The 15,261-nt window shown below is 37.8% G+C and carries 8 protein-coding genes; 2 read left to right on the top strand and 6 right to left on the bottom strand.

Going from position 1 to position 15,261, the window contains the following annotated elements:
- Window positions 1-96: 96 nt before the first annotated feature.
- Window positions 97-2,445 carry a hypothetical protein gene (locus DNJ75_RS04315; protein WP_117001959.1) on the bottom strand — a complete coding sequence of 783 codons (2,349 nt, stop codon included), beginning with the start codon at window positions 2,443-2,445 and terminating at the stop codon, window positions 97-99.
- A 774-nt stretch (window positions 2,446-3,219) separates the two neighbouring features.
- Here DNJ75_RS04315 and DNJ75_RS04320 point away from each other — a divergent pair.
- On the top strand, window positions 3,220-4,815 hold the full coding sequence (locus DNJ75_RS04320; protein ID WP_117001960.1) for a hypothetical protein: 1,596 nt from the start codon (window positions 3,220-3,222) through the stop codon (window positions 4,813-4,815).
- On the opposite strand, the gene queF is transcribed toward DNJ75_RS04320, so the two are convergent.
- The 4 genes from queF to DNJ75_RS04340 form a co-directional block, all read right to left on the bottom strand.
- The gene (gene queF, locus DNJ75_RS04325) at window positions 4,760-5,593 is read right to left on the bottom strand and encodes an NADPH-dependent 7-cyano-7-deazaguanine reductase QueF (RefSeq protein ID WP_117002043.1); all 834 of its coding nucleotides are present in this window, start codon (window positions 5,591-5,593) and stop codon (window positions 4,760-4,762) included. The two genes, DNJ75_RS04320 and queF, sit on opposite strands and share 56 nt — an antisense overlap.
- A gap of 171 nt (window positions 5,594-5,764) precedes the next feature.
- Window positions 5,765-6,535, bottom strand: coding sequence for a phosphodiester glycosidase family protein (locus tag DNJ75_RS04330; protein ID WP_117001961.1), 771 nt, complete (start codon window positions 6,533-6,535; stop codon window positions 5,765-5,767).
- A 74-nt stretch (window positions 6,536-6,609) separates the two neighbouring features.
- Window positions 6,610-9,201 (bottom strand): ATP-dependent chaperone ClpB, encoded by a 2,592-nt coding sequence (gene clpB, locus DNJ75_RS04335; RefSeq protein ID WP_117001962.1) that lies wholly within the window; start codon window positions 9,199-9,201, stop codon window positions 6,610-6,612.
- A 242-nt stretch (window positions 9,202-9,443) separates the two neighbouring features.
- The gene (locus tag DNJ75_RS04340) at window positions 9,444-12,251 is read right to left on the bottom strand and encodes a valine--tRNA ligase (protein ID WP_224742297.1); all 2,808 of its coding nucleotides are present in this window, start codon (window positions 12,249-12,251) and stop codon (window positions 9,444-9,446) included.
- A 517-nt stretch (window positions 12,252-12,768) separates the two neighbouring features.
- On the opposite strand from DNJ75_RS04340, the gene DNJ75_RS04350 reads away from it, so the two are divergent.
- Window positions 12,769-13,764, top strand: coding sequence for a hypothetical protein (locus DNJ75_RS04350; protein WP_117001964.1), 996 nt, complete (start codon window positions 12,769-12,771; stop codon window positions 13,762-13,764).
- Between the two features lie 12 nt (window positions 13,765-13,776).
- Here the strand turns inward: DNJ75_RS04350 and DNJ75_RS04355 are convergent, their stop codons facing one another.
- Complete coding sequence (locus tag DNJ75_RS04355; RefSeq protein WP_117001965.1) at window positions 13,777-15,105, bottom strand: POT-type proton-dependent oligopeptide transporter; 1,329 nt, start codon at window positions 15,103-15,105, stop codon at window positions 13,777-13,779.
- Window positions 15,106-15,261: the final 156 nt, after the last annotated feature.

Raw genomic sequence — 15,261 nt, forward strand, 5'->3', positions numbered from 1 at the left:
GTTCCTGATAACATTTTTTTAACCGCATCCGCTTTAAAAGCATCATTATAACTTCCCATAATTTCTCCAGTAATTATCGCCCTGATTAAAAATTAACTACAGGCGACAACTATCCTGACACATAGGGCATGGCAAAAAATGAAAGTTTAATCCCGTTAGCTTAGTTTTATTCTTTTCTATCCAAGTTTCAACATGCTTATTTTTATATAACGCACTCAAGACTGGTTTATTAACTAAAAAGTAAACCTGAATTTTATTTACGCTGTTTTCCTTTTCCTTTGATAAGTCTTCGAGAGATGATTTAATGGTATCCCATGCGTCACTACTTTCATCAATTCCAAAATTTTTAAAGACAATTGATGTCTTTGCGTCTTTAATGCATTTTTTGTATAATTCAAACACATCCTCCCCGTACAAACAAAGCTCTTGCTTAAGTTTAATTTTCACGGACAAATCGCTATTAGACAACATGTTATCGCTTTTATTTTTGATATTGTCAGATAATTCTATTAAGAACTTATCTGTAATTTCACTATCATTTTTAGTTTCAGTGTTAGCTTTACTTGCATACTCTGTCATTTTTATATTACCTGTGATTATTTGATCAATTTTATCAAAATTTGCAAAAGTTATTTTCAAATCCCCATATTTACGATACTCCCCGCCCTTATCAAGGCTATCATAATGATTATTCTCACCCTGATCAGGTGGCCGTTTTTTTTGTGGAAAATCTCCTCTGTGATCTATATTTTTATTATTCTTATTATTATTTAAACGTTGATTTCCGTTAAGAAAAAGATCTTTAGCTTCCTTAAAATCGTTTTTGTCATAGTCCTTTGAGTAGTTTCTACCTAAGCGAAAATGAAGTTTTCCCATATTATGTTGAACAACACGCTCTGCAAGGTATAGTAATTTTGCATATATATCCTTTGAATTATTAAAGCTTTTTTCCGATATCTTTTCTAAAAAGACATCCCTAATCCGCTCAAGTTTTCTCTTTTTAGCATTGCTTGAAGAAGGGCGAATGTGGATGAGTGAACTGTTAATTGCTTGCCTGACGGCATCTTTATAGTCATTATGGGAAAGGTTTTGATTTTTCTCTGACTTTGCGTATGAATCAACACTATTAATAAACTTTGCAAAATTCTTTGATTGATCTTTTTGTTTTATTTGCACAAGATGGGCTAAAACTTTAGGTTCTATCTTGTATTCCTTACTATCCAACTGTTGGTAAAAAGCACTGTTTTTATATGCCCAATTAATTAAGTCATAGTATTTATTTTTTGGATCATTAAATGCCTGAAAAAAGTTGCAATCGTTTTTACTTTTATGCATAAAAAATTGATAAACATCATGTAATACAGAGTTAGTATATTTTTCTTTACATTCAGGATTGTCTTTGCATTTGATTTTAATAACTCTATCTTCTTTGGGGTGGAACGAGTTTACTTTAGCTTTAGCCTTAGACAAATCATCAACTAGCTCCTCACTAATAATACCGTATTGCAACTTTATTTGAGCATTGTTTTTTGACTGTATTTCACCTAAAGTATTTTTTCCAGAGAAAAATTTATTACCTTCTTTTTCTGTATAGGCGATTGTTTGGTGAGTAGCCCTAGAATAGCTTATCTCTACATCTACGTTATCAGGGATGAATAAAGGACGCCCGTTTTTAAAATTAGGATCAATCCCGTAAGGAAGCTGAGACTTATAGGCTGTTCGTCTTTCGTCAGCGGCATAACGCAAAGTTAACCTATCAACATAAGCTCCTATCCTAATAGGCTCTACCTGAACAAGATGATTCTTTAAGTCATTTGAATCATTTTCAGCATGGAAGTTCTCCATTGGTATATTACGTACCACTGATTTCTCAAGAGCTCCATAATCAAGGCCTGCTACTGGATCAATAGCGTACAAACTTCTGATAGAAACCTTTTGTTTATCGATGCCCATCTTCTGCAAAAAATAAGATAATTGATTGGAAAAAGCTATAGCAGTAATCGCCCCTCTACTATGAGATGCAGGTATTGATATAGCCACACGCTCATGTTTACCTAGCTGCTCAATAATAAAATTGCAAGCTATGATTAATGCCAACTGCATATTATGCTCCCAGCCATCACCCCATAGTCCAGTTGAATTGTTTGTAGTATGTTGGGACATGTATTTTGAGTTAAATTTGCCAGTGCCAGGTTTATCGTATTTCGTGTTTTTTCTCTCGGCAGCAGGTCCAGGAAAATAAATTTTTAGATATTGATTTTCCAGAATATTCTGATTACCAACCAAACCATCATACTTTTCTCTGTTGAAATATGTTTCGACGCTTTTATCATTATTGTAGGCTTCTCCAACGACCGTTGGATCTTTACCATTATCTTTGTTACAAAATGTCCCATCAAAATATAATTTAAGTTCTGGTACTATTTTTTCTAGCTCATTTCCCATAGTACACTCGCTCCCCATCACCCCAAATATTTACCAACAATGGATTGATTTTACAAAACCACATATTCAATGTGTTCCCATAAAAAATATATGGCAGACATGTTGAAATGCTACACTCTTGATACATCATAATTGATCAGAACTTTATTCGATAGCGTAAAACTACTTATCTTTGAGCGCATCTAAATTTCAATTATTATTGGCTCTTGGTAAAGATCTGCGTCAGAATTCCTACCTCAGCACAAAATATGATTAATTAAATCTCAAGGTTATGTAACCATTTGTTGCGAGCAAGCTTATTTAAAAGCAACAAGTGCAGGGTGCCTCGGGGCTCATAATAGATTTTGGGACTTCGAAGTCAGCCAAAATCGAATCGCTTCCCTCGGCGGTTTATTCTTTTGGGCGGCACGGCTCCCTCTCAAGCAGGCTTCGACGAAAACTACGTATTCTTCTACGCCATCTTGCTCCTGTACGCCTCTACGGCGTGAAAATATAGCTTCAAGCACAGACTTGCTCTGGCGCCTACGGCACGTCGCGCGCTGGGAATGAAGCCACGCCTACCTTGTCTACTAGACCTCGCGTTCCGCTCTCCATGTCTCGCAGCGTACGTAAAGTTAGATATTTTACACCTCCTAATATGACAATGTATGACATAAATAAACACTTCCACATGTTGACAAAACAGCTTACCAAGCCAAATAATGATAACAAGTCTCATTATCATGTTTTTTTTGATTTTAAGGCTTTGTTTATATCAAGTATATGGAGGATAAAATGAAAAAAACCATACATAGTTTAGCTGGTTTATTAATCGGTAATTTCTGTTTGGCAGAAATACCTTTAAACAATCAAAATAATATATTACAAATACAGCAAAGCAGTTATAAGCCAACCTCCTCTACGTATGCCTTGTTCGATAAAGTGAGCGAAAAATCGTTAGATGAAGATACACTAATGATAGTAGAGTTTCCAGATGCTTATGAAGTTTTGCTGCATAGCTTTACCGAAGGGATTGAGCAAGGCGTTTTTCAAGCTCAAGATCAAGCAACTGTTTTGATGTTAGCACATGAAATAAATAGAATACATAGAGCATTTACTCAATATGCAAAAGGAGAGCTCTCTTTTCTTGAGTTTTCCCGAATTTTATCGGATGTAACATTAATCATTAGTGCTTATAGCTATTTATTTCCTTGGGATAATATAATAAGTCGCTTCCCCAGAGAGTACCATCTTCAAATTGAATTTGTTATAGATCTAATAGAAAAAGTGAGCTCTAAAGGGCTAGCTGCTGTTAACGAGGTTTATGTTAATTATCTGTTTAAAAAATTGGTACATGATGTCATCTATGAAAAATTATACCATCAAAACACCCAACAATTTTTTGAAAATGTGCTTGCAGAATACCCTTTCAGAGTACCTGCAGACTTACACCATACACTGGTATCTATCCAGCCAATGTTATATGAGCAAAGCCATCGGTGCTGTCGTGAGGCAATTGCCATTGAAGGCGGAAGCTTATTATATCTGGCATTTCTTAATGTGGCAGAGACAATTCATCAAAAAAGCAAAAACGATAATCTAAACCAATGGTTTCAACAATTAAATGGTTTCCCAAAAAGAATAGTTGAGAGGTCATTAAACATTTCGATAAGTGAAGTATCACATTATACAGGATGTATGTTTAAAATACCTCACCACCTAAATATAACAGAGTCAGGAGCATGGACATATGTTGAAAGAGCTGGTCTTGGTGGTGCCATTAAATATGGATTAAGGAAAGTGCTGTCGGATACAGTTGATATTTTAAAGCAGGACAATATATATCATTACAAGCGTGATATATTTAGCAGTTTAAATATTGATAAGCTTAGCAATGAAATAATCTTATCTCATCGCGATCAAGTCGCTCAAAGAGGCGCTATCAACAGTATTATATATGCTTTGGAGGCTGCCTTTCCACAAGGATATGGGGCAAGTGCTTTCATTCCAATATTAGCAGAGGTTTTTGATGAGTATCTAAAGAACGGTGAAGATGAGAAAGAGGCGTATCATTTTGTCGTTAATGGGATAAAAATAGGCTATCTTACGATTTTGGCAGTCAATCGATTATATGAATCTCAGCGAATAATCAACCTGTGTAAAACTTCAATCGAACCACATGACGATCGAGATAATAAGCCTAATAAACCAAAACATCATCAACATCGTATTAGCTTACGATTTACTCCTCCAGTGGAGAACAAATTTCATGTGTATAATAAGCAATTGTTACTAAACGAAGAAATGAGAACTATCAACGACATACCAGAAAGCATTATTGACGTGCCAAACGTATCTGTTTTTGCTCATTTTGCTCAGCATCAAACATAAAGTTTGCGCGCATTGGATTAATGTCCAAGCCACCACGACGTGTATAGCGCGCATAAACACATAATTTCTCAGGCTGGCAATAGAGCATAATATCGGTATAAATACGCTCAACACATTGCTCATGAAACTCATTATGATCACGGAAAGAAACAAGGTATTTCAACAATCCTTCTCGATTAATTTTGCCTCCTTGGTATTCGATCAACACACTACCCCAATCCGGCTGAAAGGTTACTAAACAGTTAGATTTCAATAGATCACTACTTAGGCGCTCATGCACTTTGCTCGTTTGATCTGCTGATAAAAACTGAGGATTTGTCATATATTCATTGATTTCGATATCAAGCTCATCAATCGATTCTGCTACAAATTGATTGGTAACATGACAAGGGTAGTCTTTTAGTGCGTATAATGTCACAGATACTACACCATTGGCAGCTTGCGAGAGATCATGCTGCATAATTTTAGTAACCTCATCATCACTGGCAAAATGTGTGTTATTAAAAGAATTCAAATAAAGCTTAAAACTTTTGGACTCAATCAAGCATTGAGAAAGCGCATCAATCTCAAATACGGCAATGCGCACTTGTGGCTTGCCTTTCATATTCAACCATGAGACTTCAAAACCCGTCCAAATATCAACACCTTTAAACTCAGGGACTCCCTTTATCCCCAACTCATCACGCTTTATCGATCGCGGGATCGGAAACAATAAACTGGCATCATATTGTGTTTTATATTCAGATTTTTTACCTAACTCAGAAAACCCTAAATCCATTAGCTTAAACTTAAACGTAATTTTTAATAGCGAAACTGTATCATAATGTAAATTCGCACTCAATCGGCATAGTTAACATTTCCCCAACTAACTATGCTTACTTTTCATTCCTTTCAACTATTTATGCATGTTAAGCTAAATCGATGGTCTCCTTGATTAGCTGAGTAACCTCTAAGCGATGTTCAAACTGAAATAAACAACACTTTTCACAGGACTATATTCTGGATAAATCACTGGCGTCATATATTTACGCAAGATAAAAGCACCTGCTTTGCCACCGTCAAAATTTACCGCGCGTTTAATATTAATATCAAAATAATCAGCAAGTGCTTTAACAACATATGCCGCTTGCTGTAAGGTTGTGCTATCGATATAAATCACCATAAGCTTTGAGCTTGTTTGCGCGTAAATAATGCGTTTGGCAATTTTATCATCATTGACTTTTTGTACGATATTATCTTTAAGCAAGATCGGACCTACTTGAAAAGCATAATAGGCATGATGATATTTTTGATCTTTATCTAAGATATTGATTTGACCCTGTTGATCAATCGTAATAATTGATGATAACAACGTATTATTGACCAATGGTAAGCGTAGTTTACTTTGATCGATCAAAAGACCATTGACAAGAAACCCTTCTTGATAAAAGCCACCATTAGTTGCTAGAAACGCATCTTTTTGAGTTGCCACATCAAGCACACTTTGAACATTATCTTGTGATTGAATCGTAAGTCCCGCTTTATATGCACCATTATCCAATAACACCACATCAACAATCAGCGGGAAATGCTTATCTTTAATCGCATCAAAAGTATTAAACTGTATTTTCTCTGGCGCAATATCGATGGATTTTTTTTGCTGAAGCTGCCACGAGAATGCAAATGAGGTAATGGCACTGCTTAACAACAGTCCCAAAGCGAATATACGTTGTAATGACATAGCTACATTAATTCAAATAAATATGCTCAGCATTATATCAGAAAGTATGCCTAGCATTTATTACCAAGGTGTTATTATTTTTCCATAATGGTGGAATCTTTTTTTGAGAAAACAAAATTATCATTCTCACTGGTCACTTGAATGGTATCACCCGCGACATAGCGCCCTTCTAAAAGATAAGTAGCCAATGGATTCTCAATGTATTGCTGAATCGCCCGTTTCAATGGTCTTGCGCCAAATACCGGATCAAACCCGTGATCAGCTAGCTCATCCATTGCTACTGCAGAGATTGTTAATGTTAAATCACGCTCATGCAAACGCTTACGCACACGATTGATTTGAATTTCAGCGATTTGTTTGATCATCTCTTTATCTAATGGCTCAAAGACAACGGTTTCATCAATACGATTAATAAACTCCGGTCTAAAATGTTGCAACACAACCTGCAATACCTGCTCTTTCACCTGATCATAACCTTCACTATGCAGTTTTTCTTGGATTAACTGCGAGCCTAAGTTTGAGGTCATAATTAATACCGTGTTTTTAAAATCAACTGTACGCCCTTGGCTATCAGTCAAACGCCCATCATCTAAGATTTGCAATAGAATATTAAAAACATCTGGATGTGCTTTCTCAACCTCATCAAGCAAAATTACCGAATAAGGTTTGCGTCTAACGTGCTCAGTTAAATAACCACCTTGCTCATAACCAACATAGCCTGGAGGTGCACCAATTAGGCGTGCTACTGAGTGCTTCTCCATATATTCTGACATATCCACTCTAAGCATCGCATCTTCACTATCAAACATAAACTCAGCCAATGCTTTGGTTAATTCAGTCTTACCAACCCCTGTTGGACCCAAGAATAAAAACGATCCTGTTGGACGATTCGGATCAGATAACCCAGAGCGCGCGCGACGAACAGCATTTGACACGGCGGTAATAGCTTCTTTTTGACCAATCACACGTTTGCCTAAGAAGTCCTCCATATGCAACAGCTTCTCACGCTCACCTTCCATCATTTTATTGACGGGAATACCTGTTGATTTAGATACTACTTCAGCAATTTCATTCTCAGTCACTTGAGTGCGTACTAATTTGGTTTTAATCGGATCAGCACTGGCAAGCGCCTTAATCTGCTCTTCTAACTGAGGAATAAGCCCATATTGAAGCTCTGCCATTTTTGATAAATCACCGGTTCGCTTAGCCGCATCAAGATCAATTTTAGCTTGATCTAATTGCTCTTTTAGTTTTTGTGAACCTTGCATTTGTGCTTTTTCTGCTTTCCAGATTTCTTCAAAGCCAGAGTATTCTTTTTCTAACGCTTTGATTTCATCTTCTAAAACATCCAAGCGCTTTTTGGTGGCATCATCTTTTTCTTTTTTCAATTGCTCACGCTGCATTTTTAGCTGAATAATTCGGCGATACAGCTTCTCCATTTCTTCAGGGCGCGAATCAATCTCCATACGGATTTGGCTTGCCGCTTCATCCATCAAATCAATGGCTTTATCAGGCAGCTGCCTATCGGTAATATAGCGATGCGATAGTGTGGCTGCTGCAACAATTGCTGGATCCGTAATATCAACACCATGATGCACTTCATAGCGCTCTTTTAATCCACGCAAAATTGCAATGGTATCTTCAACCGTTGGCTCATCAACCAATACTTTTTGGAATCTGCGCTCTAATGCGGGATCTTTTTCAACATTCTCGCGATATTCATCTAATGTCGTTGCCCCCACACATCTTAGCTCACCACGCGCCAAGGCGGGTTTTAACATATTGCCAGCATCCATCGAGCCTTCAGCTTTACCTGCGCCAACCATAGTGTGCAACTCATCAATAAATAAAATCACACTGCCCTCTTGCTTGGACAGCTCTTTAAGCACTGATTTCAAACGTTCCTCAAAATCGCCACGGAATTTAGCACCTGCCAATAACGCACCCAAATCCAAAGATAAAATACGCTTATTGCGAATTCCCTCAGGCACCTCATTGTTAACAATGCGCTGTGCTAAACCTTCAACAATTGCGGTTTTACCAACCCCTGGGCGACCAATTAACACGGGGTTATTTTTAGTGCGACGTTGCAATACTTGAATCGTGCGCCTGATCTCATCATCGCGCCCAATTACCGGATCAATTTTGCCTTGTCGCGCTCTTTCTGTTAGATCAATGGTATATTTCTTTAACGCACCTTGCATATCTTCAGCATTCTGACTCTCAACGCGTGCACCACCTCTGACCTTATCCACCGCTAGCGTTAGATTTTCTTTTGATAAGCCCGCCGCTTTAAAGATCTTGCTGATCGCACCATCTGCAAACCCTGCGATTAAGAATAAATCACTTGAAATAAATTCATCCTGCTTTTCAGTGGCAAGCTTTTCCATCTGTTGCAGTATTTTAATCAAGTTGTTTGACGCACTGATTTGACTAGCAGCACTACTTGTGGCTAGCGCATTCAAGGCATTACTTAACTCACTATTGAGATTTGATAAATTACCCCCTGCTTGGGTGATAATAGATGCAATCATGCCACCTTCTTGATCCAACAATGCTTTTAGCACATGAATAGGCTCTAGCATCGTATGACTCTTGCTAATGGCTAAACTCTGCGCTTCAGTAAGCGCCTCTTGCAACTTATGGGTAAACTTCTCTGCTTTCATATATCCTTTATCCTCATTTCTTCAACACAATAAATTTTCTAAATAATCACGGGCTTGAGAAAAAGCACTAAATTAATTATTAAGCCTAGATCACTCATTTATAACTTTTTATATTATCTTTAACACCCTGCTGAACATCAGCGCATGATCAACATTCCATTATTTAATGCTTAACAATACTTGGGGCTTTAAAAATTCAATGCCTAGAAAGTGAGGATAGGAAATTTTTTTTCAAGAAATTTTTAATGCAACGCCGCTAATTTTTCAAATTGTTCGATCAATTTGCTTTGCGTTGTTTGATATTCAGTAAGCTTTGCCTTTTCCTTAGCTACGACATCCTCTGGCGCATTGGCAACAAACTTTTGATTGCCAAGCTTTGCCATTAAACGCGCGATTTCCTTGTCGAGTTTTTCTTGTTCTTTCTTCAAGCGCGCCTGTTCTGCTGAGACATCTATGAGTCCTGCTAATGGAATATGTAACTCCAGTGTGTCAACAAGACTTGTTGCCGACATTGGCACATCATCACTCACAGTAATATTTTCGATTTTTGCCATTGATTGAATAAGCGCTTTGGTCGCTTCAAGCTTATCTAATTCATCTGTTGATGCATTTTTAATAAAAAGCGGAATACTCAAGCTTGGCTTAATATTCATCTCAGCACGCACGGTGCGAATAGCAACGATAACACGTTTAAGCCATTCTATCTCATGAGTTGCTCTTTCATTGACAAGTGCCTCATCAAATAGCGGGAAGCTACTGACCATAATCGATGTTGCCTCTTCTTGAGTAAAGACTTTAACCTGATTAAATATCTCCTCAGTAATAAATGGAATAATCGGATGCGCCAAACGTAAAATCTTATCAAGCACTGTGATTAAAGTGTATTGCGCAGCATGCTTGCGCGCGGCACTAATTGCTTGATCATTAAGCGTTGCTTTTGCTAGCTCAAGATACCAATCGCAATATTGATTCCAAACAAACTCATAAATCGTTTGTGCTAATAAATCAAAACGGTAATTTGCGATATGCTTATGCACTTCTGCCACGGTTTTATTAAGCTCCTGCCAAATCCACTCTTCCGCCACACCCATTTCATATTGGTTATATGTTGGATCATAGCTCTCTAGATTCATCATCACAAAACGTGAAGCGTTCCATAGTTTATTGCAGAAATTACGATAACCTTCCATCCGCGAAACATCAAAACAGATATCGCGCGAAGTGGAGGCAAGTGCGGTAAAGGTAAAACGAAGTGCATCAGTACCATAAGCTTCAATGCCTTCTGGGAAATGTTTACGCGTTTGTTTCTCAATCTTAGCTTTCATCTGTGGTTGCATCAAACCTTGTGTTCTTTTAACAACCAAGTCCTCCAAAGAAATACCATCGATCAAATCCACAGGATCAAGTACATTGCCTTTTGATTTAGACATCTTTTGCCCTTCAGCATCACGAATAAGTCCTGTGATATAAATATCTTTAAAAGGGATCTCATCCATAAAATAAAGTCCAAACCTCACCATTCTCGCCACCCAGAAAAAGATAATATCAAAGCCTGTCACTAAGACACTTGTTGGGTAATATTTCTTAAGCTCAGCGGTATTATTTGGCCAGCCTAGCGTTGAAAACGGCCACAATGCTGATGAGAACCACGTATCAAAGACATCATCATCTTGATGCAATCTAAGCTCTGACGATAAGCCATATTTACTGCGAATATCCGCTTCCGATTCACCAACATAGACACTGCCATGTTCATCGTACCAAGCAGGAATTCTATGTCCCCACCATAGCTGACGAGAAATACACCAATCTTGCAAATCACGCATCCATGAGTAATAAGTATTTTTCCAGTTATCAGGTACAAAGCGAATATCACCATTTTCAACCGCCTCTAAAGCAGGTTTACCTAACTCACTGGCTTTAACAAACCATTGTTTAGTCAAATACGGCTCAAGGATAACACCTGTGCGATCACCGCGTGGCACTTTCAACGTGTGCGGTTCAACCTTGACTAACAAACCTTCTGCTTCCATATCAGCAACAATTTGTTTACGCGCATCAAAGCGATCTAAACCACGATAGGCTTTTGGTGCATTATCATTGATCTTACCTTCTGCTGTTAGGATATTAATCATTGGCAATTGATGACGTTTACCGATCTCGTTATCATTAAAATCATGTGCTGGAGTGATCTTCACACAACCCGTACCAAAAGCAATATCGACATAATCATCTGCGATAACAGGAATTTCACGCTCAGTTAATGGCAATTTAATCATCTTGCCAATCAAATGCTGATAGCGCTCATCATTTGGGTTCACTGCCACAGCAACATCTCCTAACATCGTCTCAGGACGCGTGGTCGCGATCTCGATGTTGCCACCATCGGCTAATGGGTAAGCAAAGTGCCATAATGAACCTTTTTCTTCTTCTTGAACAACCTCGAGATCAGAGACTGCTGTTAAAAGCACTGGATCCCAATTGACCAAACGCTCACCACGATAAATCAAACCATCTTCATAAAGCTTAATAAAGCACGTTTGCACCGCTTGTGACAAACCTTCATCCATCGTAAAGCGCTCACGTGACCAATCAGCAGAGGCTCCTAAACGACGCATTTGTTTAGCGATTGAACCACCGGAGTATTCTTTCCACTGCCAGATTTTTTCAATAAACTTCTCACGCCCTAGATCATGACGCGTCAATCCTTCGGCATTTAAATTGCGCTCAACCACCATTTGTGTTGCGATACCCGCGTGATCGGTGCCCGGTTGCCATAAAGTATCATCACCCATCATGCGATGATAGCGTGTCAACAAATCCATCAAAGTCTGCTGAAAACCATGCCCCATATGTAGCGTTCCTGTGACATTAGGGGGGGGGAGCATAATCGTATAAGGTGCACCATTGGTTTGCCCACATTTGAATAAACCTTTTTTCTCCCATTTGTCATAACATTGCTGCTCTAACGCTTTAGGATCATAGTTTTTTTGCATTTCTTGTTGTTCTTTTTTCTCTTGCATTTCTTGCGTTTTTTGCACTTCTTGCATTTGCGACATTACTTAAACCCTATTATTTGTTATACCCATCACAGACCATTTTGCGATGGGTATTAATATTAAAAATCAAAATTTTAGAGCCGCATTTTAGCACAACGCACCAAGATTGGTTCACACAATTTTGGTTAAAAAAACGAATAAAAGCATACAAGACCTTTCTTTAATATTTCTGTAACAATTGCGGCTTACTCTCCCTTTTATAATTTATTTGCTTTTAATCGCAAGATGATATGGAAATTGAACATGCAGCTAGGTGATATAGATATAAAGATAAATAATCTCTATTTCCCAATCGCAACTGTTTTATTAGCATCAAGCGCAATGGTTATGTGCTTTAACAATGGCTTTTTGATAACAATGGATATTCGGGTCAAGCCCGAATATGACGATCCGTGGTCATTCTCGGACTTGATCCGAGAATCCAAAAAACACCTTAAAGTACTAGATAAGCACTTACAGAACGTTTGAAAATCATTTTACAACCCAACAATGCTTAAGGATCAATAGCATGAAACCATTTAGACAATACAGAAAACTCTTAGCTGCTGCATTATTTGCCATGACGTGCCAGAGTGCTTTAGCACAAGCACCTAAGATAAAACCTGCAACGGTTGATTCATTGAGGCTGTATAGTGAAGTCACTTCACTGACGATGGCATTTAACGCTAAATATGGCAAACCCTTTAGCTTACCAACCAATGCTAAAGCCGCGATAGATCAAATAGATGACAATTCTGACACTAAGCGCTATATGGGTACTAAAGACTATAATGATTTTGCCAAAGACTCGCAATTTGCCAAGGATGCCAATGCAATGATGAGTGATTTAACCAATCTTATTGCCAACTTTAAAAAGATTGGCTTTATCCATGCAATTGAAGCTGAAGGTAAAGCACCAGCGATTATGTTTGATATTGATAACACCATTGAATTAACCTCATTTGATGATGATTACTTCACAAAATCAGGCATTAATGATCCAGCTACTGCCGAGTTTATTGAGCAAAACTGTTTCAAAGATGGCATTGCCTGCTACTTTATCACTGCGAGATCTTGTAATCACAATGAATCATCCGCCACCAGAAGCTGGCTTAAAAAACATTTGCATTTATCAGATAAAACACTTGATCAATATGTCTTTTTATCAGGATCAGTGCCTGCTAATGCCTGTACAAATAACGCCAATGAGCGTGTTGCTTACAAGGATGTTTTGCGTCGCGCATTGAGTGACCAGCGTCACGTCTATTGGCTTATGTCAGTAGGGGATCAAATGACTGATTGGTTTGGCAAAGATACTGGCTTGAAGGTTTGGTATCCTAATGCGATGTTTGACAGCTCCATCGTTGAAAACAATCACAATAATGCTAGCGCCAAATTGCACCTGCAAAGTGTAACTGCACCAAATAATCAGTGTTACGACAAATTAAAGAAAAATGTTTTAGCACAAAGCACACTTCAATATTGTGTTGCTTTTAAAAATGATCACTTTGTTAAAAGTGCTTAATATCATAATTTCCTACGCTGATTTTTTATCTTTTTTACTCCAAATATAAGTTCCAACCGCAATAATAACTGCCACCACGATCGCTACACTGCTAATCAAAGCGGCTACTGTTTGGGTACTATAATCAACCGTCATTGAAGCAATATAACCGCCTGCCACATTCCACACTGCCAGCATTAAGAAAAATATACCTGTGCCAATACCTACTTTTGACTTTGGCATATATCTTGCTACAACACCAAGCCCAATCGCGCTGACAAGAAGCTCTCCAATAGCATTCACAATATAAGTTAGCACCAAACCTGTGCCGCCATTCCAATTAGAGATAATGCCACATGATAATGCTATTAATAATGTACCAATTGCCATTTTATAAAAATCATGTATCGCAAAACGCTTATATACACCCAAAAATATTGAGCCGAAAACCACTATTGTCAACGGGTTTAGCACGAGCATGAGTTGCCCTAACACCTCACCTACATTTGCTTTTGCTTCACTTAAAAAGCTCGTATATAACTGAACATAAACGATGTTAAATGGCGCAATAATAAACATCAAGGCAATAACTGCCCAAACGCTTGGTATTTTTAATGCAAGTTTAAACAAATAAAGCATCGCAATAACCGCAACCACTATCGTGATTATTGTAAGCAATGTTTTAAATGACAGAATCATTGAGACGATAATACTAAGTACAGGAATGATGACTGCAATATACTTCATTTGGTTTTTATCAAATTTCTTGGCACCTCCCGCTGTAGAAACATCCTTTAATGTATGTCGCATTAAATAAAAAGTTAGAATCACCAAAAAGCTTGAGATGGTGCTAATCCAAAAAAGCGATACATAGTCAATAAATGCAAAAGCAACGAGCATTAATGTAAGTTTAGCTATCACAGAACCTATATTTATCGACATATAAAGCGCTGTAAAATTCTTCGATTCTTCACCTAATTTAGTTACTTGTGCCAATAATGCTGAGGGCGCTGCTTTAAAAAGACCTATGCCTACAGCTATGACTGATAACGCAAAAATTGCCATACTCAAATGCGTTGATAATGCCAAAATTAAAAAACCTACTCCTTTTGTAAATAGACCAATATACACCATTCGCTTAGCGCCAAAACTGTCTGCCAAATAGCCTCCTAGCACCATGATGGCATATGTCATACCACTTGTGCCAGCATAAAGCAGATAGGCATATTTATTGTCCACACCAAATACAGCCATTAGATAAGCTACTAAAATCCCTGATAATGCTGACCATGAAAATCGTTCAATCACCTCAACTTGATATAAATTCCAACGACCAAATCTCGTTAAATCTTTACTATGCATACTCTTTCCCTCTTTTATTTATCATTAGTTATACCACTGACAAGACATCCTGTATTTTAGTGTAGTGTTTCCAAGCCCCTTCGATTTTGCTCAGGGAGCGATAACTCTATTTTAATAAGATGCAAGTCCCTTTAACTGCGCTCAGGGGACGATGGC

The organism is Cysteiniphilum litorale (assembly GCF_003428165.1).
GTDB classification, from domain to species: Bacteria; Pseudomonadota; Gammaproteobacteria; order Francisellales; family Francisellaceae; genus Caedibacter; species Caedibacter litoralis.